Genomic DNA, 17,286 nt, shown 5'->3' on the forward strand with positions numbered 1-17,286 from the left:
ACGTCGCGCAGGTGGTGCAGGAGCTTTGTCCTGCCCACTATCCCGCGCAGATCGTTTGCAAGCACGTCGAGCATGGGACGCAAGCGCGGCATTCCCTCACCCATGCTTCGCCCTCTTCCAAATCTTAGAAATCACACCAGCCGATTCTTGCCGCCTCACTTCGTCCTCTCGGGCCAGTGCCTCTTTCAAGTCTGGAAAATCGAATTTCTTGCGGCTTTTTTGCAGCGTGTATCCATGTTGGGCCATGACCCATAGGAAAACGTCTCCCGTGTAGACCATTGAATCAACCCAATTCATGCCGCTCATATAAGAGCCGTTATTTCGATCAACATTGGCCAGACGGGTTTTGTCCACGAATTTAAAGAGAGATTTCTGGTCATGGAAATCCCTTATCTCTCGCGGCAAATATTGCTGACTGTTCAACCATTTTTCGAAGGCGTCTTGGTTATCCATCACCCCCGCCCTCCATCAAGCATCCGATCAATATCCCGCTCGATCTCGGCCTGCGTGGTGCCCTTGGACACCCCTATGACCGCGTGATCTCGGACCAGTTCGGCCCCCGCCGCATAGCAGCGCACGACGATGTCGCGATAGGCAAACATCGTGCAGGTGCGTATCCTGACGTCAGTCATGCTCGCCTCCCACGCGGAGGGCTGCGGCACGAGCCGCGATCTTGCTTGCGAACACCCCAAATGTGTTCCGCATATCGCTGCTCTGCGGGTACATATCTGCAAAGCGCAGCGCCTCGTCTTTGAGGTACGATAGCGCCCCCTCCAACTCCTTCACCCTCGCCTCAAGCGCGGTGACGTTGGCGGGGCGGACGTAAAGCGGAACGTTGCGAGCAGGAATTGGGCTGATTGGCGTCTTATGCGCCAGAAAGGGATATCCCATTTCAATGTCCAGGGTCACACCCCAGGCAAAAGGCTCCGTCCCCTCCGCATCCTCCCGGCGCCGCTCTGCCGCGCCTTGGGCCTCGGCTTCGAGGATAAACCCTTCAGCCATTGTCCTAGCTACGGACCAACAAACGTCGCAGGTGGCCTCGTGGAGATGAAATGTGAGAGAGTCAATCTGCGCCTCCCGCGTCCGAAACTCCGCCCTGCCCGCCAATCGCTGCTTCACCTTCGCTTGCATGGCGCGCGCATTACGAAGGAATTCCGCGCTCTCCGGCTTCTGTTCGTGGGTCATAGGCGATACTCCGGGACCAGAGAGCGGGCGACAAGCTTGCCGAGATCGGTCATGTGGAAATAGGTGTCGGCTTCGGTCGGGGCGATCTTGTTTGGCAGCATCAGGCCGCGCTCGGTCAGGGCGCAGAGCGTCGGATCATTGCGAGACGTGAAAAAGTAGGACCGATAGCCAGCTTTTACCGGATCGTCGTTCGCTCCATATGCGTGGAGGAGACAGTGCGTTTCCTCGTCCGATAGGTCATCGGCCAGCGGGTGGCGCTCCGGGAGCTTCACATCAAAATGGCGAGCACGAACGGCGCGGATATCGATCAGGCGATATGTCCCGCCGCTGTCCGACAGATCATTCAGCGCTTGGACGCGCGCCTTGGCCGCCGTGGGAGCAAAGTAAGTCTGGCTGGGGTATCCGCCATACGTTACCTCCCAAGCCTTGCGGAGGCGAAATCCCTCGATTTTCTCACTCATCCCCGTCTCTCCCCTGCTTCTGTCCCTGAGCCGCTATCCGGTCGCGTATTGCATCCTGTGCCGCCTGCTCTCGTCTCAGGCGGTCCGCTATTTCCTCGTCGCCGGGGTCAGTCATCGGCGGATTTCTCGATCTTTCTTGATGAGTAACGAACCGTCACTTCTTGCATGGCTCTGAATTTGCGCTCACATGCATCGCAGTCGACTAGACCGTCGACGCCTTCAAGATTGAATTCCCAACTGGCCTCATGCTCATGCCCGCAGTATGGGCAAACGATTTCATCTGTGCCGCTCGTATCGATCTCGCTCATCGTCTCCACCTCCACCCGTGGCCGCTTCTCCCGTCCCGCCACCAAAGGGCAAGACGGCGCAGGAGGGCGCTCATGCGGCCTCTTCCATGAAGCTTAGGGCCTCTGCTTTCTGGGCGGCTGCCTGCACAAGCCGCGCGTGATTGTCTGGAGAAGTATTCTCAAGTTTGGCCAATGCTGATTTGTAGGCATGTGCCCCGGTCTCGGCCTCAAGTGCCTCTATCGTCTCACAGGCGTTGAGTGCTTGGATCTTCTGGTCCACGAATTCGCCCGGCGTCATCCGGCGCGGTGCAGGCTGTTCTTCTTGCCGCACCTGTGTCGCAACCTTGAGCGGCTTGACGGTGTAGAGCTTCTTGCTGCCCTTCGTGACTTGCAGAGCCATAGGCATATCTTTTTCGAGGCCGCTCATATGGCTTATGCGGATGCCACCGACCATGATGCCGCCAAACTTGACGGCAGCGTCGCGAAAGAGCGTCATCGACTTGCCTACATAATCGGCCCCGTTCTTGCCCCATACGTTCACAAGAACGCGCCGCATAGACTTGCACGGATAGAACGGCTTGCCATTGCATCCTTCATAGAAGATGGCGACCGGCTGGTCTGTGTTGCCCTCTTTAACAGCCTGAATCGTGACAGTGATCGGGCCGCCAAGCAGATCGTCGGCATTCAACTGATCCGACTTGGCAATTATGGTTTTCGATAGATCGACCATTAGAGCATGATCTCCATTTCTTCGCGGCGTTCGGTGTCGAAAAACCGCGCCTTGTTTGACTTGATGGCGCTCTCGTATTCGGCGTGCTGGCTGCGGATCTCCGCCTCTGCCTCGCGTGCTGCATCGAGTAGAACCGCCTGAAACTTCGGGTCTGGATAGACGCGCAAGACCATCATCTTCCCGCCGCCCATAGCCGGATAGCTGATGAAGTCGAGCCATTCGCGCCCCGTGACCATTAAGCCCGTCTGGATCTGGGCCATGTATTCGCTCGGCACTTCCAGGCTGATAATCGTCTTGAGTTGCAGGCCGGACAGACGCGACTTGCATTCGATCAGGCCGTTATCGCCCACAAGGCCATCCGGCGAATATCCGATGATGATCCCGCCGAAATCCTCGGTGATGAATCCGACCTCCTCGACCGGCGCGATCTCCTGCGAGTATTTCAGCTTGGCTTCCATCTCATCTTCGTGCCCGCGTTCAAGCGTGCGGCTCGATATCGACGGATCGACCAGCCCGGTTATGCGCTGGGCCAGAAGGTCAGAGACAAGGCGGCGGGAGCTATCGTTCTTCGCCGCTTTGCCGGTGCCCGTGAGTAGCTTGCCGATCGTGCTAGCGGTGATGATGCCGCAACGCGCCTGCAACCACTCGTCCGAACCTTGCTCAAGGTCGCGATATATTTTCACGCCCCCTCTCCCTTCGCCTTGGCAAGCGCGGCGGCGGCGCGGGTCAGAAGATCGCGGTCCTCCGGGGTCATCGTGAAAATGTCATGCCCGAAGCGTTCGATCATCGCTTCCAGAGCCTCGGCCAGTTCCGGGGATTGGGCGATCAGGCGGGCGTTGTACTCGGACTGCTCGGAACTCCTCGCCCCAAAGCCAGTCGCCCACGCCACCACGCCTCGCGTAGGATTGCCGGGAAGCGGCCCGCAATCTGTTCTGGCTGCGATAACTGCGCACCCAAAATCATCATCCTCATACTCGCCCGATGTCCACCAAGGCCCCGGCGTCCATTTCCCGCTCATGAGCGTGTCTCCATTTTCGGAAAGCAGAGCGGCGCGGCGTCTGCCTTCACGCGCTCCCAGTCTCCGATTGTTCTTGCTTTGAGTGGCGTCATGTTATTTCTGAACGCCGGGTTATTCAGCCAGCGGATAGCCTGTTCTGCGCGTTCCATGCGTTGCGCGGCTCGCAGGTGTTCCAGTCTGGCTGCGCTTTGGTTGCCGGGCGTCATCGTGCGGCCTCCTGCACGGCTTCGCGCAACTCCACGTTGCTCCGCATTTTCCAGAATACGCGGTCGGCTTCTTCCCTCATGCCGTCACGACGCAAGCGGCGCTCATGGTGCCCAAGCATCTCGTTCGTTGCCTGCAATTCCTGGCACACGTCCGCGAGCAAGGACGCATCGACTTGGCGCTGTTCCATCACGCGGCCCTCTGCTCGGTGACACCAAGCTCACGCAGATAGAACCGGCAATGCGGGATAAGCGCGTCCTCGAGCATAAGGAGCACGTCATCATGCTTGCTCGAGCGGCTGTTATTCGCAACTTTCTCCATAGCCTCGAGCGCGGCCTGTAAATGCGTCTTTGCTGTCTCAAGGTTGTCGATATCCTCGGACATATCGGCGGACACGAACCCGAACGAGCGTTCGATATCGAGAATAGTCACGCCATCTGGTAAATTGGCTGCCATCTTTACTTCTCCATTACTGGAAACACTGGCCGGTGATCCGGCTTGTTCGGCCCCGGCGTACCGGGGTCGCGTCAAGCGGGGTCAGTGCTGGGCCAGCCGCGCGTCGAGGCGCGTGACACCGCGCGGCGTGACATAGACGGTCTGTGTCGCCACTTCCTCGCCTGCCGTGTTCGTGAAGGTCGCGTATTTCATTTCGACGTAACCGGCATCGACGGCAGAGGCGTATGCCTTCCACTTCCCGCGAGCGTCTTTGAATATCCAGCCGACCTGACGCATCAGTTCGATACCCTTCTGCGAGCCGATCTTCAGTTCCTTGCCGACTTCGCGCAGGTTCGTGCGGCCCTTGGCGTTAACAAGGCGCTCGTGTGATTCAAGGGTGGGCTGCGCTGCTGCAAGCTGCGCTTTCTGGCGCTCGATTGTCGCCTGCATGACGATCAGGGCGCGGGCTGCCAGTTCTTCCGGCGTCTCGTCCGGCGCTGCGACCATGTAGCCGCCGCTCTTGCGGATCGCGGGCAGAACTTCACCGGCAACCCACTTCTGAAACGGGAGCGCTGCGGGTTTGTCTGAGCGGTTGAGGAAGAAGAACAGACCAGCCTCGGTAAGGAAGGTCATTTCCTGCTCACCGGAGGGGGTCACAACGGAAGTGACCCCCCTCCATTCTTCAGGCACATGCTTTACGCGGGATGTGCCATTCCATGAATAGCCGAGGCTTTCGGCCACATCCTTTGCAAGCCAAACATTCTCGCCCGCAACCATGACGGTGCGAACTTCTCTCTCAGCGAATACGAAGATTGTCGGATCGTTTGCCATCTGGCTCCCCATCGGTTTGATGGGGTACGTTTGCCACACAAACTTTAAGCCCGCAAGGGAAATGTTCGTGCTGCAAACTCTTTCGCATAAAAAGAAACCCGGCTGGGCCGGGCTTCTCATGGTGCGTTCCGTCACACGTGATGCGAGATGGATGGCAGGCTTTCCATTACGGCGTCTTCAGGCAACCTGAGTCTTCCTGATATCAGATGCGCAAGGCCTTGGCGCCTTGAAGCCCAATCTTCTGCATAATCGAGAATCGTCACGCCCACTGTAACATGATCTGCGATAGACTCTCTCCAAAGAAGATTGTCTTTGTCGGGGTGGGTGATGGCCTTCACCGGCTCACCTAACGATAGGTAAAGGACGTCCGCCAAGTTGTCGTAGGAAGCTTGCAGATTACTCATCATTGCCCTCCTCCGATTCCGGCCATATCCGTGTTGTCCTCACCTTATCACGGGAATAATGAGCCGTCTGGACAAAGTTCCCATCAGGACATCCAGTCTTCACCGATACTCTCATCGAATTGTCTGTTCCTGCTAGCATACAGGAGCCCGTCACGAGAACGCTATTCTGCTTTTTTGCATCCTGATGCACTGCAACGGGAAACTGGAGAGTATGAGATATATCATCCATGATAGCTTCTGGATGTCTCTCTTGAATGTGCCTCCAAGTGTCCTCGACCATGAGAATCTCCCCCCTCACCCCCGGTGCAGGACACATAACTTTGAGGGCAATGGAACGAGGATCGTCCATTTTATCTATCCTCGGACGACCCGGTGGGCAGTAGCTTTATTTCGCCAAAAGCGTTTTCGTATCCTTCGACTGTAATCTTAAGATTTCTAAGTAGAAGCTTCGCCGCCATGGGGTTCATGGTTACTGTTGCAAGAACCTCTGGGTTTGCATCTTCTTCGTATCGCGTATAACTTGCGTCTATTTTTGGCATCGTATTTACGACAGTGAGAACGAAATCATGAGCAGTTACGCCTAGAATACCATAAGATAGGCGGTATACAGGCGAATTCGAGTTATTTTCTTCAGACATATTCATCTCCTCAGTTTTGACTGTCTTGCTATAGCTCGGCATTTTTTGCGCTCAAACTCACCAAACCGCAATGTCCCCGCGCTTGAAATGTTCTCGTTCTGTTCTCATAATGCATAGCATGGCAAAAGCAGAACGACATGATCCGTTTCCCTCAGGCAGCACTCGCGTCACTGGCTTTTTCGGCCAAGCGTTCCGCGACAGAAGCCATGGCCGCTCGTTCTCCATCATTCATCGCTCTCCACATTCGCAAGAGCGACCGCTCATCGGCATCTTTGACCGTGTCGCGTGCGCTTTCGAGTTCCGAAACAGAAAGGCCGGTAAGGTAGTCGAGGGAAACACCGTAAAACTGGGCCAGATTGAAAGCCGCCTCAACGCTGATCCCAGTCTTCCCGCCTTCGGCGTTGGCGACATGCGACCGTGACACGTCTGCGGCTGCCGCAACATCGGCCTGGGTAAGTTTTCTACCCAGCTCGGCTGACTTGCGCAGGCGAATAGCTTGTAAGCGCTCGGCCATGATTTTGCGGTCAAACATGAACTGATCTTAGCGCATTCTGTCCGCACATGGGTTTGCGTGGCAAACAAAACGCTTGCGTCTGGTTGTGTTCGTGTGGCAAACCTTTTGCATGACACCTAAAGAACTCATCGCCCTTGTGGGCGGCCCGAGCGCTCTTGCCAAAGTTTTGGGCGTCAAACACTCGACCCCGATCCTCTGGAAAGAGATCCCCCCGCATCATTGCCCGAGCATTGAAGCGAATTTCGGCATCCCACGCGAAAAACTGCGGCCTGACCTGTTCGACCGCACCCATGCAGGAGCCACCCAATGAACGAAACCCGACGAATTGCCCTCGGGAATGCGAAGCCGGTTGCGGCCCCATACTCCCTCTTCGGCACGGTCTCCGCGCTCGACCTGCAAAGCATCGCCAAGCGCATCGCAAGAAAGGGCGGGAAATGAGCGACACGAAGAAATGCGCGTATTGCAAAGCCACTTTTTTTCGCCCTCCGGGAGTTCGTCTCTCTAAGTGGATCCCCCGCCGCTTTTGTAGCGTAGCTTGCGGCGTACACTCTGGCGGTTCTGTCATCAGCAAGCGAACCTCCCAAAAGAGAGCGGCTGATCTGGCAAAAATCGACCCGAAGTATGCCAACTATTCCCTTGAGGACGTCATTCGCGATTGCGGCGGGATTGACGCGATTGCTGCGCACTGTGGAATGCCCAGACACGCGATCAGATATTGGCATCGGGTGCCGGACAAGCGTCGATATGCGATCCGCGACCTGTCCGGGGCACCGCTGGCAGTTATCGATCGCGTTACGAGGTCCAGCGCCAGCACAGTTCCGCCCGAAAACAAGCCGAAGATTACGCGCATTGATCCCCTTCCTGCCGGATCGCCCGAAACCTGGGGCGAAATGATGCCGGGCATCTCGTGGGCCGACGCGCGGCGAAATATCGCGCAGATGGGGACGCGCTGACATGAACGAAGCCCCCTGACCATCAAATGACGACCACGACCCCCACCGCAGCCGCAAACTGCTCGACCAGACGTTGCCGCGTCTGGCTGGCAGCGTGCGGGTGCAGCACCGACCAGAGCCGAGCCTGTCGCAGGATATCGAGCGCGATCACGGGCGTTGTCATGCCCTGTGTTCGCCCTCGTTCGTCCGCGTCGATCAGCGGTCGGTCGTATGCGTGGGTGGTGGTGTCGTCGTCCATGAAAGCCTCAAGAACTGTGGATCTGCTTCACAGTGATTGGAGCAAGACATGTTCAAAATGACGGAAATCTTTTCCGCCACGGCAGAAAGTTCGTTTCGCTTTACGCCCGAATCCGTGGCCAATTATTGCTCGGGTCTGATGCGCGAAATGGTCGAAAGCGATCACGACGCAACGCCCCGCAAACAAAAATTCCACCGTGCAGCCAGAGATACCGGGCTCACGGACGGACAAGTCAAACGGCTGTTTTACGGCGAGTGGTCGGCAATCCCGGCCCACGTCTTTCTAGCCGTCCAATCTGCCTATCGGCACCACCTCGACCGCGCCAGACGACAGGCCGAACACCAGGCCGCGCTGTACCGCGATCTATCCGAAAGATGGGACAATGAATGCGTTGGTTCATCCACCGGCAAGCCGCAGAAATCCAATGGCTTGCCTGCATCCTTCTACGCGCCGCGCTCTGTCTGAAATGGGCCTCGGATCGCCTGAACCGTCTCGCCCTCGGGCTGATGGCTTGGGCAGATCGGAACGCCAGCCGGTAAGGCGAAATCATATCGACGAAATCGACGTGTTCGGGATTGTAAACAACGCTGTGTACCGCGCTGGCAGCCAGACTGCTTTTGCCCGGCAAGCCGGAGTGAGCAAGCAGGCGCTCAATAATCAGATCCACTCGCGCGATGACCGCAACTTCACAGAAGAAGTCCTTGCCGCCGCTGGCCTGCGCCGCGTCGTGACCGTGCATTATGAATTTATCGAGGAAGCCCGCGCATGAGCGATTCAGATATGACAGGCCACAACAGCGGCATGTTTTTCGACCCTAACGAAGCCGCTGCCAGCCGTGCGCGACAGGCTGCCGATCCTGATTCTAACGTGGGCGGGATTGCCGTGGATCGCCTCCGTTCCGTGATCGAAAGAGTCGAGAGGCTCGAAGAAGAGCGCAAGGCGCTTGCAGGCGATATCAAGGATATCTTCAGCGAAGCCCGTTCGGCAGGCTTCGACGTTCCCACCCTGAAAAATATCATCAAGCTCCGCAAGAAAGAGCCGAACGAGATCGAGGAGCAGGAAACGCTTCTTGATATTTACAGACGTGCGCTGGGGATGTGAGCCATGGGTAAAGCCTCACGCGACAAGGGCGCCAGGGTAGAGCGAAAGATCGTCACCCTGCACACAGAAGCGGGGGTTCGTGCTGAGCGCGTCCCCCTCTCTGGCGCAATGAAATTCCGCAACACGGCAAGTACAGATGTGGACGTGTACGCACGCGGCCCCGATGGAGCGCCGTTCGTGTGCGAAGTGAAGGCTCGCGCCAATGGCGAAGGATTTGCCACGCTCGAACGCTGGCTTGGGCAAGCAGACGCGCTCTTTCTCGTGCGCGACCGGCAATCACCCATGGTGGTGCTTCCGTGGGACCGCTGGCTTGAGATGCTGGGGGGGAAGTCATGAGCATTGCAAGGCGATGGACAAAATGGTGGTGGCAGGACTGGCAGCGCGATCCAGCATTGCGGATGTGCTCCCCGGCTGCACGCGGTATATGGATGGACCTCCTTGCAATCATGTTCGATGCAGAGCCATGCGGTCATTTGCTAGTTAACGGTCGCCAGCCGACCGAAAGACAACTCGCAGCCGTGTGTGGCGCGAGTGTGGATGAACTGACCTCTTGCCTCTCAGAACTTGAGGAAGCGGGTGCATTCAGCAGGGCGGAAAATGGCGTAATCTTCAATCGACGCATGGTCAGGGATAAGGCCATTTCCGATGAGGCTTCAGCAAATGGGAGTGAGGGAGGTAATCCATTTTTGCGGCGCGGATCGGTTCCAAAATCCGACCGGGTCCGCCCGTATCGCAAATCAGATAGCCCAGAGAAGACAAAGCGCATTATCGCCCGCAGCAATGGAAAATGCTTCTGGTGCGGAGTAAAGCTGCGCCTGTCGGGGCAAGCTGGACCGGACTATTGCCACATCGATCACCTGAAGCCGGTTTGCGACGGTGGGTCGAATGATGAATCCAACCTCGTGGCAGCCTGCGCAGCGTGCAATCACGCTAGGGCGCGGAAGGACTGGTCTCATCCTTCCGACCCCTACTTAGGGGTTAGTGTCGGATCATTCCGACAGGACGGAAAAGCAAGTTCCGACCTTAAACACCAAGAAGCAGAAGCAGAAGCAGAAGCATATACCCCTATAGTCCCCACGGGGGACGAGCCGACGCTGGATCTCGAAACGGAAGATCGAAAGACCGGATGCGAGACCGAGGGGCCAGCCAGGGACTTCGATGAATTCTGGACGGCCTACCCTCGCAAGGAGGGCAAGGCATCGGCTCGACGCGCCTACGACAAGGCCCGAAAGAAGATCGGCCATGCCGCCATCATGCAGGCGATTGCGTCATGGCCGTTCGACGAGAATGTGCGGAACGGGCAGGACTACCGGCCGCATCCTGCTTCATGGCTCAACGGCGAGCGGTGGAACGACGAGAGTGTCGTGCAGTCTGGGGCCCGACCGATCGCGCCGCAGTATCCGGCCGAAGTCGAGGCAGCGCACAAGGCGGCAAAGCGCGAATGGGCAAGGAATGGCTTCCAAGGGGCGCCGCCCATGATCGAGGATTTCGCAGAGAAGGCACGGGCATGATCCAGCACATAGCCGATCCGTTCTTCGTGAACCGGCAACGCATGAATAGCACGTTTGCGGATGCGATCGTGCAAGGCGGACTGACACGCGACGAGATCGAGGCAGAAATCGAGGCGACCACGAACGCCCTTCGCTACATTGCAGAGCTGCAATTCGGGAGGAATGACCGTGAGTGAATCCATTTTCCTCACCCCCAAGCGGTCCTTGGACACGTTCGAGGCTGAGTGTTCGCTTGTCGCAGGGATTTTGCTCAACAGCGGATCGCTCGATCTGGTCGATGACCTCCTGACGCCCGAGGCGTTCACGTCCGAAGCGTTGGGGGAAATCTACCGCATCGCCCGCGACCGCATCCAGTCGGGCAAGGCGTGCGACTTCATCACGATCCGGGGCGAAGCCCAGACAAACCCCAAGACGGCCGATTTCTGGAAGGCGTCGGCCCCGCAGCTCGCGACGGCCTTCGTCGGCAAGCCGGTCATGCGGGGATATGCCCGATCCATCGCAGACACCTACCTCCTTCGCCAACTCCGCGAGGAAGCGGAAAACCTGACGCTCGATGTGCTGCATTCCGGCGACAAGACCGGGGCCATGCTGATCGAGGAATTGCAAGGGCGGCTTGAGAGCCTTTCACTGACCGGAGACGTTGAACGTCCTTCCAAGACCTCCGCGACCGCCGTGGACGCCCTCCTAGAGGCCACAGAATGCGCGTGGAAGGCAGGGGAAGCCCTTTCGGGTATCGATACCGGGTACGAGGGGTTAAACGGCCTCCTGAGCGGCCTGAAGCCGGGAGGCATGTATGTCATCGCTGCGCGTCCTGGCGTCGGCAAGTCATCCCTCATGCTCGGACTTGCGATGCGAGCTGCCCAACGTGCCGGCCGGGGGCTGATATGGTCCGGCGAAATGTCGGCCGAGGAACTGATGAGCAAGGCAATCGCGGGCAAGGTGGGGATGCCGGTTGACGTGATCGCTACTGGCCATTGGAAATTCCCCGATGGCGAAAGGCGCGCGGTATCACGCGAGGACATGGGCCGGATTGTGTCGGCCGGAATGCAGGCGCGGGATATTCCGCTCATGGTCGATGACCGGGAAGGCGCGACGGTTCAGCAGGTATTGACCAGGGCCCGGCGCATGAAGCGGCAAAAGGAGGGGCTTGCATTCATCGCGCTGGACTACCTGCAACTCATGGAAGCCAGCGCGGCCGTGAAGCGATCCGGCAATCGAACGGCCGAAGTCACCGAGATCAGCCGAGATGTGGCACGCATGGCGAGGGAACTGAACGTCCCTGTCATCGCCCTGTCGCAGCTCAACCGGCAATCAGAGAACCGCGAGGACCGCCGCCCTTCCCTTTCCGATATCCGCGACAGTGGCGCGATCGAGCAGGACGCCCGATGTGTGATGGCGCTCTACCGTGAGGAAATGGCGTTGCGGCTGCGGCTTGGCGAGGATGGCGAGGTCAGCCGGAACAACGGCGAGAGTGACGCGGCGTATCAGAAGCGGGCGGCCGAAGTCCTCGAACGTCTGCGGAAGGTGACAGGCACGGCCGAAGTAATCGTGCTCAAGAACCGAGGCGGCCGGACCGGGATTGTCGAGATGCAGTTTGACGGCCCCTCGACGTGGTTCCGTGGATCGGATGAGCGCCAGAACAGCGAGGCTTGGTGATGGAAGAACCCATGAAAAACCCAGCAAAACCGAGCGATTTCGGTACAAACAGGACTCGGGGTGTGGTAGGATCGGGCATGAGCGAAGATGACGAAATCGGCATTGTTGCCGGGGCGCTTTGGTTGGCTTCCCTTGTGGCGGGAATACTCGCTGTTTGGCTGAACTCTGGTGGAGCGGGTGGGGTAATGTCGCTGGTGACGGTTTGGTTTGCTGTCCCGGCCTTCGTTGCCGTCGTTGCGTTCATCATGCGGATTTCGACGCAATGAGCGAAACGAGAAAAGCCGCAATCGTTGCGGGTGTTTGCTGGGCGCTATCCCTCCCGCTGATCGAGGCAGCCGCCTACTGCGACACTGGCATTGCATCGAACATGTTCGGATGGGGCGCGATTTGGGTTTTTTCCATGGGCGTATTCGCTGCGGCGACAGCGATGGTTTTGGGGAATGACGCATGAGCGAAACGACGAAACGGGCGATCCCGACCGACCTCATGGACACCGGCAAGCGATGGGCCGACCGAGTGGACGCAACGCACCTCATCGCCAAGCCTGTGCCGTATCACGTCGCCAGAGCCAATTTGCGGCCCGCTGAGGGCGGTGCAAAGGACGAGACGACAAACTCACCGGAGGAAATTGGAACGGCCTGTACGGGGCGGAAAATAGGCCCTGTGACGGCGGAGGAAAGTTACTGCCTGAGAGGCTTAGGCATGTCTGATAATGCGCGGGGTGGATTTGGCGGGAGTGTGAAACAATGAGACCAGCCGTTGCCCTATATGCAATCCTTATCCTCGGGTTCGCTATCCTCTGGGGATACTACGCCTACAGTGCGTTTGCAGCTCATCATACCCACACTGGGTGGTTGTCTTTGGTTGCGGCTTTGCTGTTGGCGTTCGCTGGAACCTGGGCGGCTGTTGCGGTTTTTCGCGCTTCTGGCGGGGAGTGGGTTTGATGGCGGACGCGGTTTCTAACGCAGGAAAACCGCGGGGAAGGCCGTTCAAGCCCGGCAACAACGCGAACCCAGCAGGACGCCCCAAAGGCACGCGCAACAAGCTCTCCGAGAACTTCGTTGCAGCCCTTTACGCTGACTTCGAAGAGCACGGCATTCGGGCCATTCAAGAAATGCGGGCCGAGAAGCCGGGCGATTACGTCAAGGTTGTCGCGAGCCTAATACCGGCACAGTTCCAGCAGGTCGATGAGGATGGCAAGGTGCAGACGCTCGGCGTGATCGCCCTGCCCGTCAAGGGCTCGAAGTGACGAACGTCGTCTGGTCGCCAACTGATCGACAACAGGTCTTTCTTGCAGCCGAGGAAGAGGAAGTTCTTTACGGTGGTGCGGCTGGTGGCGGAAAGACAGACGCGTTCATAGTGGACGCTCTCGGACTATGGCAGAGCGCCCCACTGGTTCCTCGCTACAAGGCCCTGATCCTTCGCCGGTCCTATCAGCAGTTGCGCGAGGTGATCGACCGTGCGCGGGCGCTGTATCCGTCCATTCAGGGATTGGATGGCGTGACGTGGAACGAGCAGAAGCACGAGTTCCGGTTCCCGTCTGGCGCCAAGGTCATCATGGGCTACGCCGAACGCGACGCCGATGTGTTCCAGTTCCAGGGCGAGGAATTCCAGTGGATCGGCGTCGAGGAATTAACACAGTACCCGTCCGATTTCGTCTGGACATACTTACGCTCGCGACTGCGAGGCACGAACCTCAAGCGGCTGATGCGGGCAAACTGCAATCCGGGAGGCAGCGGATCGAAATGGGTGCAACAATACTGGTCCATCCCTGACGATGGGCGGGACACCTGCTCGGCCTCATCGGTCGAGATCGAGGGACAGACGATCACCACACGGCGACGCTTTATCGGCGCTCGCGTAACTGACAATCCGTACATAGACCTTGAATACCGGGCAAATCTGGCAACCATGCCGGAAATGCAACGCCGGGCTCTACTCGATGGAAGGTGGGATGTGCTCGACGTTCCGGGGGCGATTTACAAGGCCGAAATGGACGCCATCAAAGGCGGAGAGCAGCCTCGCTTGTGCCGCGTGCCATACGATCCATCGGTGCCGGTGTACGTCGCCTGGGATCTGGGCATTGCCGACAGCATGGCGCTCTGGTGCGCCCAGATCGTCGGGCGTGAAATCCACCTGATTGACTATTACGAGGCCAGTGGCGAGGCCATCTCGCATTATTGCCAGTGGCTCGACGGGCGCGGCTACCGGTATGCGGAGGATCTGTTTCCGCACGACGCCAGAGCGCGTGAACTGGGAACCGGCAAGACCCGCGAGGAAATCGCCCGAGCCAATGGGCGTAAGGTGCGGATCGTGCCTCAGATCGGCGTGGATGACGGAATTAACGCTGTTCGTCTGTTCCTTGCCCGGTGCTGGTTCGATGAAACGAAGTGCAAGCGCGGTGTTGAGTGCCTGACCAATTACCGACGCGAATGGAATGACAAGCTGGCGCAGTTCAAGGCCAGCCCGGTTCATGACTGGGCTTCGCATGGCTCGGATGCCTTCCGATATCTTGCGGTCGGTCTGCGAGAGCGGACGAAAATAGCTCCCCCTAAAGCCCCTCGCGCCTCGCCTGTTATCGGCGGCCCTTCTGGCTGGGCGGCGCTCTGATTTTTCTGTACCAGAGAATATGCATTATGCTATAACTCATGCATGGAAGAAAGAGCGGACGACATCCTAGCGGAAGTCAAAGATCGGTTTCAGGCGGCGGAGGCTTTCGAAGCCGACTGGCGTGCGCATGCCCTCGATGACTTGCGGTTCTTCCATGCCGATTCATACAATCATTACCAGTGGGACAGTGCCGTCTATCAGGCGCGTTCGGGCACGTTCGGCGGCTCCCCTCGCCCATGCCTGACGATCAACAAGACGGCGCAGCATGTCTTGCAGGTCGAGAACGACGCCCGACAGTCTCAGATGGGCATCAAGGTCAACGCGACCGGATTTGGCTCAACCGCCAAGGCTGCGGACGTGATCGAGGGCATTATCCGGCACATCGAGTACCAGTCCAACGCCCAGCAGAACGCCTATATGTGCGCCATCCAAGGGCAGGTCAGGCAGGGCATGGGCTGGTTCCATATCGTGACCGACTATGTCCACGGGGCCGACACGTTCGACCAGGATTTCTACATCAAGAGCGTGCCTGACCCCCGTGCCGTCTATTCCGATCCGAACACGCAGGAGCCCGACCACAGCGACATGCAGTGGGCCATGATCGTTGAGGAAATGCCCAAGCCCGAGTTCGAGCGGCTTTACCCCGGACACAAGGATACATCAGGCGCCCCGATCGCTATCGCCGGCAGTACAGACTATCGCGGACAGGAAGCGGGCAAGGACGTTGTGCGCGTAATCCGATATTACCGGCGCAGCGAACGGAAAGACACGCTCTGGGCCGTTCCTGTCCCGCAGCAGAATGGCCCGCCGTCGATCCAGATTATGCGTCAAAGCGTCATGTCGGATGAGGCAGTCGAGTATTGCCGCTCGATGCACGCTCAAAGCCGCCCGATCACGCGCCCTCACGTCGAGTTCTTTCTGATTGCCGGGGATGAAATCGTATCGAGCGGCGACACTGTGTTCACGCACATTCCGCTTGTGCCGGTTGTGGGCATGGAGAGCGTGATTGATGGCAAGCTGGATCGTTCCGGCCTTGTGCGCGCCCTGCTCGATCCGCAAAGAATGTATAATTACAGCGCGTCGGCATCGGTCGAGAGCGTTGCGCTCCAGACGAAATCGCCATGGCTAGTCGATGAGCGCGCGATCGAGGGTTACGAAAACCAGTGGGCGAACGCGAATGTCTCGAACGCCGCATATCTGCCGTACCGATCAACCGATCCTGACGATGGAACAACACCAATCGCGCCACCCCAGCGCCTCGACCCAGCAACCGGGTCGACCGGTCATATCGGTCTCATGCAGGCTTCCGACGCCCAGATGCAGATGGTTACAGGGCAATATCAGGCGGAGATGGGCGCACCAAGCAACGAGAAATCAGGCCGCGCCATCAATGAACGGCAGCGCCAGTCCGACACTGCGAATTACCACTATACCGACAATCAGGGCATGGCGCTCCGACTTGCCGGGCGCATCCTGATCGACGCCATCCCTTACGTTTACGACACCCAGCGGGCCGTGCAGGTGATGGGCGCAGACGGCACGCAGACGAGCGCAGTGGTCGATCCGCAGGCACAGCAGGCGGCGCAAGTGGTGCTCCCTCCCGGTCAACAGGTGCAGCCGGGCATGACATTCGAGCAGCAAGCCGCAATCGAGGGCGCGATTATTGCGATCAATCCGACCGTTGGCAGATATGACGTCGAGGCAGATGTCGGGCCCGCTTTTGCAACGCGTCGCCAAGACACGTTCAACAGCCTGATGCAGGTCTTGCAGGCAAATCCGGCCATCATGGAAAAGATCGGTGATCTGTTCTTCAAGGCGGCTGATTTCCCGCTTGCTGACGAAATTGCTGACCGACTGAAGCCAACCTCTGACGATCCTCGCCTTGGGCAGGCACAGCAGCAGATCCAGCAGATGCAGGAGCAGATCGGGCAGCTTATGCAGCAGCTCAAGGACAAACAGGCTGAGCAACAGCATACGGTCGTGAAGGACGCTATGGCGGCGGATACGAACCAGTACAAGGCCGAGACGGACCGCATGGCCGCCATTGGATCGACCGACCCCGAGGCGCTGCGTGTTCTCGTCCATCAGCTCGTTTTCGAAGCACTGGGCCATGGCACTCCACAACATCAGGAAGCCCCGGCGACGATACCGGATGGTCCAGCGCATGAACTGCCGCGTATCCCCTCGGCAAATCCCCCTGGCGGCGTGATCCACGCACCTAACCCCATCAATGGAGCCGTTGACGTATGATGCAAGCATTTAACAGGATTAGTTCGCCCCACCCCGAAGTAGATGTAGGGTCATGTCTGCCACCTAATGAGAGTATCATTGGCGTGCTTCGCGATATCTATAAGCTGCATTCCGAAATCAGCGAGCGTACATCGCTTCTATGTTCATCGCTTACGGGTCCCATGCCAACGACCAACGCTCCAGTTACAGACGGCACCTATCTACTGGGGACCCTGAAAGGCCTTCGCGACGAAATGCGAGAGACGCAGCGGCAGGTTTGT

At 58.4% G+C, this 17,286-nt stretch carries 32 protein-coding genes; 16 read left to right on the forward strand and 16 right to left on the reverse strand.

The window, feature by feature from the left end; all coding sequences use genetic code 11:
• Positions 1 to 96 precede the first annotated feature (96 nt).
• The 15 genes from NF685_RS11415 to NF685_RS11485 form a co-directional block, all read right to left on the reverse strand.
• On the reverse strand, positions 97 to 453 hold the full coding sequence (locus NF685_RS11415; RefSeq protein ID WP_252849699.1) for a hypothetical protein: 357 nt from the start codon (positions 451 to 453) through the stop codon (positions 97 to 99).
• A complete protein-coding gene (locus NF685_RS11420; RefSeq protein WP_252849700.1) occupies positions 453 to 632 on the reverse strand; it encodes a hypothetical protein in 180 nt (59 codons plus the stop codon). Before NF685_RS11420 ends, NF685_RS11415 begins: the two co-directional genes overlap by 1 nt.
• Positions 625 to 1,185: a hypothetical protein gene (locus tag NF685_RS11425; protein ID WP_252849701.1), complete on the reverse strand. Its 561-nt coding sequence runs from the start codon at positions 1,183 to 1,185 to the stop codon at positions 625 to 627. Before NF685_RS11425 ends, NF685_RS11420 begins: the two co-directional genes overlap by 8 nt.
• A complete protein-coding gene (locus NF685_RS11430; RefSeq protein WP_252849702.1) occupies positions 1,182 to 1,646 on the reverse strand; it encodes a hypothetical protein in 465 nt (154 codons plus the stop codon). The genes NF685_RS11425 and NF685_RS11430 overlap by 4 nt, the downstream gene beginning before the upstream one ends.
• 107 nt (positions 1,647 to 1,753) lie before the next feature.
• Positions 1,754 to 1,954, reverse strand: coding sequence for a hypothetical protein (locus tag NF685_RS11435; RefSeq protein WP_252849703.1), 201 nt, complete (start codon positions 1,952 to 1,954; stop codon positions 1,754 to 1,756).
• 70 nt (positions 1,955 to 2,024) lie between these two features.
• Positions 2,025 to 2,663: a hypothetical protein gene (locus NF685_RS11440; RefSeq protein WP_252849704.1), complete on the reverse strand. Its 639-nt coding sequence runs from the start codon at positions 2,661 to 2,663 to the stop codon at positions 2,025 to 2,027.
• Positions 2,663 to 3,346, reverse strand: coding sequence for a lambda exonuclease family protein (locus NF685_RS11445; protein WP_252849705.1), 684 nt, complete (start codon positions 3,344 to 3,346; stop codon positions 2,663 to 2,665). Before NF685_RS11445 ends, NF685_RS11440 begins: the two co-directional genes overlap by 1 nt.
• The gene (locus tag NF685_RS11450; RefSeq protein ID WP_252849706.1) at positions 3,343 to 3,681 is read right to left on the reverse strand and encodes a hypothetical protein; all 339 of its coding nucleotides are present in this window, start codon (positions 3,679 to 3,681) and stop codon (positions 3,343 to 3,345) included. Before NF685_RS11450 ends, NF685_RS11445 begins: the two co-directional genes overlap by 4 nt.
• The gene (locus NF685_RS11455) at positions 3,678 to 3,887 is read right to left on the reverse strand and encodes a hypothetical protein (RefSeq protein WP_252849707.1); all 210 of its coding nucleotides are present in this window, start codon (positions 3,885 to 3,887) and stop codon (positions 3,678 to 3,680) included. Before NF685_RS11455 ends, NF685_RS11450 begins: the two co-directional genes overlap by 4 nt.
• Positions 3,884 to 4,075 (reverse strand): hypothetical protein, encoded by a 192-nt coding sequence (locus NF685_RS11460; RefSeq protein WP_252849708.1) that lies wholly within the window; start codon positions 4,073 to 4,075, stop codon positions 3,884 to 3,886. The genes NF685_RS11455 and NF685_RS11460 overlap by 4 nt, the downstream gene beginning before the upstream one ends.
• A complete protein-coding gene (locus NF685_RS11465) occupies positions 4,075 to 4,341 on the reverse strand; it encodes a hypothetical protein (protein ID WP_252849709.1) in 267 nt (88 codons plus the stop codon). The genes NF685_RS11460 and NF685_RS11465 overlap by 1 nt, the downstream gene beginning before the upstream one ends.
• Before the next feature lie 81 nt (positions 4,342 to 4,422).
• Positions 4,423 to 5,151, reverse strand: a complete 729-nt coding sequence (locus tag NF685_RS11470; RefSeq protein ID WP_252849710.1) for a phage antirepressor KilAC domain-containing protein — start codon at positions 5,149 to 5,151, stop codon at positions 4,423 to 4,425.
• Between the two features lie 131 nt (positions 5,152 to 5,282).
• Positions 5,283 to 5,558 carry a hypothetical protein gene (locus tag NF685_RS11475; RefSeq protein WP_252849711.1) on the reverse strand — a complete coding sequence of 92 codons (276 nt, stop codon included), beginning with the start codon at positions 5,556 to 5,558 and terminating at the stop codon, positions 5,283 to 5,285.
• A 347-nt stretch (positions 5,559 to 5,905) separates the two neighbouring features.
• Complete coding sequence (locus NF685_RS11480; protein WP_252849712.1) at positions 5,906 to 6,193, reverse strand: DUF3467 domain-containing protein; 288 nt, start codon at positions 6,191 to 6,193, stop codon at positions 5,906 to 5,908.
• A 151-nt stretch (positions 6,194 to 6,344) separates the two neighbouring features.
• The gene (locus tag NF685_RS11485) at positions 6,345 to 6,725 is read right to left on the reverse strand and encodes a helix-turn-helix domain-containing protein (RefSeq protein ID WP_252849713.1); all 381 of its coding nucleotides are present in this window, start codon (positions 6,723 to 6,725) and stop codon (positions 6,345 to 6,347) included.
• Positions 6,726 to 6,816: 91 nt separating this feature from the next.
• Here NF685_RS11485 and NF685_RS11490 point away from each other — a divergent pair, with 91 nt between their 5' ends.
• The 3 genes from NF685_RS11490 to NF685_RS11495 are packed head-to-tail and all read left to right on the forward strand — an operon-like array spanning position 6,817 to position 7,660.
• Positions 6,817 to 7,017 (forward strand): transcriptional regulator, encoded by a 201-nt coding sequence (locus tag NF685_RS11490; protein ID WP_252849714.1) that lies wholly within the window; start codon positions 6,817 to 6,819, stop codon positions 7,015 to 7,017.
• Complete coding sequence (locus tag NF685_RS14310; RefSeq protein ID WP_264813777.1) at positions 7,014 to 7,145, forward strand: hypothetical protein; 132 nt, start codon at positions 7,014 to 7,016, stop codon at positions 7,143 to 7,145. Before NF685_RS11490 ends, NF685_RS14310 begins: the two co-directional genes overlap by 4 nt.
• On the forward strand, positions 7,142 to 7,660 hold the full coding sequence (locus NF685_RS11495; protein ID WP_252849715.1) for a hypothetical protein: 519 nt from the start codon (positions 7,142 to 7,144) through the stop codon (positions 7,658 to 7,660). The genes NF685_RS14310 and NF685_RS11495 overlap by 4 nt, the downstream gene beginning before the upstream one ends.
• Before the next feature lie 22 nt (positions 7,661 to 7,682).
• Here the strand turns inward: NF685_RS11495 and NF685_RS11500 are convergent, their stop codons facing one another.
• Positions 7,683 to 7,898 carry a hypothetical protein gene (locus NF685_RS11500; RefSeq protein WP_252849716.1) on the reverse strand — a complete coding sequence of 72 codons (216 nt, stop codon included), beginning with the start codon at positions 7,896 to 7,898 and terminating at the stop codon, positions 7,683 to 7,685.
• 48 nt (positions 7,899 to 7,946) lie between these two features.
• Between NF685_RS11500 and NF685_RS11505 the strand changes: the two genes are divergently transcribed.
• The 13 genes from NF685_RS11505 to NF685_RS11565 all read left to right on the forward strand — a co-directional run bounded on the left by NF685_RS11505 (position 7,947) and on the right by NF685_RS11565 (position 17,026).
• Positions 7,947 to 8,363 (forward strand): hypothetical protein, encoded by a 417-nt coding sequence (locus NF685_RS11505; RefSeq protein ID WP_252849717.1) that lies wholly within the window; start codon positions 7,947 to 7,949, stop codon positions 8,361 to 8,363.
• Positions 8,364 to 8,409: 46 nt separating this feature from the next.
• Positions 8,410 to 8,667 (forward strand): hypothetical protein, encoded by a 258-nt coding sequence (locus NF685_RS11510; protein WP_252849718.1) that lies wholly within the window; start codon positions 8,410 to 8,412, stop codon positions 8,665 to 8,667.
• Positions 8,668 to 8,699: 32 nt separating this feature from the next.
• Positions 8,700 to 8,999, forward strand: coding sequence for a DUF2312 domain-containing protein (locus tag NF685_RS11515; protein WP_252849769.1), 300 nt, complete (start codon positions 8,700 to 8,702; stop codon positions 8,997 to 8,999).
• Between the two features lie 3 nt (positions 9,000 to 9,002).
• Positions 9,003 to 9,335 (forward strand): putative PDDEXK endonuclease, encoded by a 333-nt coding sequence (locus NF685_RS11520; protein WP_252849719.1) that lies wholly within the window; start codon positions 9,003 to 9,005, stop codon positions 9,333 to 9,335.
• A gap of 197 nt (positions 9,336 to 9,532) precedes the next feature.
• The gene (locus tag NF685_RS11525; RefSeq protein WP_252849720.1) at positions 9,533 to 10,510 is read left to right on the forward strand and encodes an HNH endonuclease; all 978 of its coding nucleotides are present in this window, start codon (positions 9,533 to 9,535) and stop codon (positions 10,508 to 10,510) included.
• Positions 10,507 to 10,686 (forward strand): hypothetical protein, encoded by a 180-nt coding sequence (locus tag NF685_RS11530; RefSeq protein ID WP_252849721.1) that lies wholly within the window; start codon positions 10,507 to 10,509, stop codon positions 10,684 to 10,686. Before NF685_RS11525 ends, NF685_RS11530 begins: the two co-directional genes overlap by 4 nt.
• Complete coding sequence (locus NF685_RS11535) at positions 10,679 to 12,166, forward strand: replicative DNA helicase (RefSeq protein WP_252849722.1); 1,488 nt, start codon at positions 10,679 to 10,681, stop codon at positions 12,164 to 12,166. Before NF685_RS11530 ends, NF685_RS11535 begins: the two co-directional genes overlap by 8 nt.
• 77 nt (positions 12,167 to 12,243) lie before the next feature.
• Positions 12,244 to 12,432, forward strand: a complete 189-nt coding sequence (locus tag NF685_RS11540; RefSeq protein WP_252849723.1) for a hypothetical protein — start codon at positions 12,244 to 12,246, stop codon at positions 12,430 to 12,432.
• Complete coding sequence (locus tag NF685_RS11545) at positions 12,429 to 12,617, forward strand: hypothetical protein (RefSeq protein WP_252849724.1); 189 nt, start codon at positions 12,429 to 12,431, stop codon at positions 12,615 to 12,617. The genes NF685_RS11540 and NF685_RS11545 overlap by 4 nt, the downstream gene beginning before the upstream one ends.
• On the forward strand, positions 12,614 to 12,916 hold the full coding sequence (locus NF685_RS11550) for a hypothetical protein (protein WP_252849725.1): 303 nt from the start codon (positions 12,614 to 12,616) through the stop codon (positions 12,914 to 12,916). The genes NF685_RS11545 and NF685_RS11550 overlap by 4 nt, the downstream gene beginning before the upstream one ends.
• A gap of 193 nt (positions 12,917 to 13,109) precedes the next feature.
• A complete protein-coding gene (locus tag NF685_RS11555) occupies positions 13,110 to 13,415 on the forward strand; it encodes a hypothetical protein (RefSeq protein WP_252849726.1) in 306 nt (101 codons plus the stop codon).
• Positions 13,412 to 14,776, forward strand: a complete 1,365-nt coding sequence (locus tag NF685_RS11560; RefSeq protein WP_252849727.1) for a hypothetical protein — start codon at positions 13,412 to 13,414, stop codon at positions 14,774 to 14,776. Before NF685_RS11555 ends, NF685_RS11560 begins: the two co-directional genes overlap by 4 nt.
• 42 nt (positions 14,777 to 14,818) lie before the next feature.
• Complete coding sequence (locus NF685_RS11565; protein ID WP_252849728.1) at positions 14,819 to 17,026, forward strand: portal protein; 2,208 nt, start codon at positions 14,819 to 14,821, stop codon at positions 17,024 to 17,026.
• Positions 17,027 to 17,286 lie beyond the last annotated feature (260 nt).

Origin of the sequence: Asaia lannensis NBRC 102526, assembly GCF_024054035.1 — a bacterium.
Classification (GTDB): domain Bacteria; phylum Pseudomonadota; class Alphaproteobacteria; order Acetobacterales; family Acetobacteraceae; genus Asaia; species Asaia lannensis.

What these genes read in the sequence shown, in the direction of transcription:
- NF685_RS11415 (WP_252849699.1), bottom strand. Translation starts at nt 453, where the DNA reads ATGGATAACCAAGACGCCTTCGAAAAATGGTTGAACAGTCAGCAATAT.
- NF685_RS11420 (WP_252849700.1), bottom strand. Translation starts at nt 632, where the DNA reads ATGACTGACGTCAGGATACGCACCTGCACGATGTTTGCCTATCGCGAC.
- NF685_RS11425 (WP_252849701.1), bottom strand. Translation starts at nt 1,185, where the DNA reads ATGACCCACGAACAGAAGCCGGAGAGCGCGGAATTCCTTCGTAATGCG.
- NF685_RS11430 (WP_252849702.1), bottom strand. Translation starts at nt 1,646, where the DNA reads ATGAGTGAGAAAATCGAGGGATTTCGCCTCCGCAAGGCTTGGGAGGTA.
- NF685_RS11435 (WP_252849703.1), bottom strand. Translation starts at nt 1,954, where the DNA reads ATGAGCGAGATCGATACGAGCGGCACAGATGAAATCGTTTGCCCATAC.
- NF685_RS11440 (WP_252849704.1), bottom strand. Translation starts at nt 2,663, where the DNA reads ATGGTCGATCTATCGAAAACCATAATTGCCAAGTCGGATCAGTTGAAT.
- NF685_RS11450 (WP_252849706.1), bottom strand. Translation starts at nt 3,681, where the DNA reads ATGAGCGGGAAATGGACGCCGGGGCCTTGGTGGACATCGGGCGAGTAT.
- NF685_RS11455 (WP_252849707.1), bottom strand. Translation starts at nt 3,887, where the DNA reads ATGACGCCCGGCAACCAAAGCGCAGCCAGACTGGAACACCTGCGAGCC.
- NF685_RS11460 (WP_252849708.1), bottom strand. Translation starts at nt 4,075, where the DNA reads ATGGAACAGCGCCAAGTCGATGCGTCCTTGCTCGCGGACGTGTGCCAG.
- NF685_RS11465 (WP_252849709.1), bottom strand. Translation starts at nt 4,341, where the DNA reads ATGGCAGCCAATTTACCAGATGGCGTGACTATTCTCGATATCGAACGC.
- NF685_RS11470 (WP_252849710.1), bottom strand. Translation starts at nt 5,151, where the DNA reads ATGGCAAACGATCCGACAATCTTCGTATTCGCTGAGAGAGAAGTTCGC.
- NF685_RS11475 (WP_252849711.1), bottom strand. Translation starts at nt 5,558, where the DNA reads ATGATGAGTAATCTGCAAGCTTCCTACGACAACTTGGCGGACGTCCTT.
- NF685_RS11480 (WP_252849712.1), bottom strand. Translation starts at nt 6,193, where the DNA reads ATGTCTGAAGAAAATAACTCGAATTCGCCTGTATACCGCCTATCTTAT.
- NF685_RS11485 (WP_252849713.1), bottom strand. Translation starts at nt 6,725, where the DNA reads ATGTTTGACCGCAAAATCATGGCCGAGCGCTTACAAGCTATTCGCCTG.
- NF685_RS11490 (WP_252849714.1), top strand. Translation starts at nt 6,817, where the DNA reads ATGACACCTAAAGAACTCATCGCCCTTGTGGGCGGCCCGAGCGCTCTT.
- NF685_RS14310 (WP_264813777.1), top strand. Translation starts at nt 7,014, where the DNA reads ATGAACGAAACCCGACGAATTGCCCTCGGGAATGCGAAGCCGGTTGCG.
- NF685_RS11495 (WP_252849715.1), top strand. Translation starts at nt 7,142, where the DNA reads ATGAGCGACACGAAGAAATGCGCGTATTGCAAAGCCACTTTTTTTCGC.
- NF685_RS11500 (WP_252849716.1), bottom strand. Translation starts at nt 7,898, where the DNA reads ATGGACGACGACACCACCACCCACGCATACGACCGACCGCTGATCGAC.
- NF685_RS11505 (WP_252849717.1), top strand. Translation starts at nt 7,947, where the DNA reads ATGTTCAAAATGACGGAAATCTTTTCCGCCACGGCAGAAAGTTCGTTT.
- NF685_RS11515 (WP_252849769.1), top strand. Translation starts at nt 8,700, where the DNA reads ATGTTTTTCGACCCTAACGAAGCCGCTGCCAGCCGTGCGCGACAGGCT.
- NF685_RS11520 (WP_252849719.1), top strand. Translation starts at nt 9,003, where the DNA reads ATGGGTAAAGCCTCACGCGACAAGGGCGCCAGGGTAGAGCGAAAGATC.
- NF685_RS11530 (WP_252849721.1), top strand. Translation starts at nt 10,507, where the DNA reads ATGATCCAGCACATAGCCGATCCGTTCTTCGTGAACCGGCAACGCATG.
- NF685_RS11540 (WP_252849723.1), top strand. Translation starts at nt 12,244, where the DNA reads ATGAGCGAAGATGACGAAATCGGCATTGTTGCCGGGGCGCTTTGGTTG.
- NF685_RS11545 (WP_252849724.1), top strand. Translation starts at nt 12,429, where the DNA reads ATGAGCGAAACGAGAAAAGCCGCAATCGTTGCGGGTGTTTGCTGGGCG.
- NF685_RS11550 (WP_252849725.1), top strand. Translation starts at nt 12,614, where the DNA reads ATGAGCGAAACGACGAAACGGGCGATCCCGACCGACCTCATGGACACC.
- NF685_RS11555 (WP_252849726.1), top strand. Translation starts at nt 13,110, where the DNA reads ATGGCGGACGCGGTTTCTAACGCAGGAAAACCGCGGGGAAGGCCGTTC.
- NF685_RS11565 (WP_252849728.1), top strand. Translation starts at nt 14,819, where the DNA reads ATGGAAGAAAGAGCGGACGACATCCTAGCGGAAGTCAAAGATCGGTTT.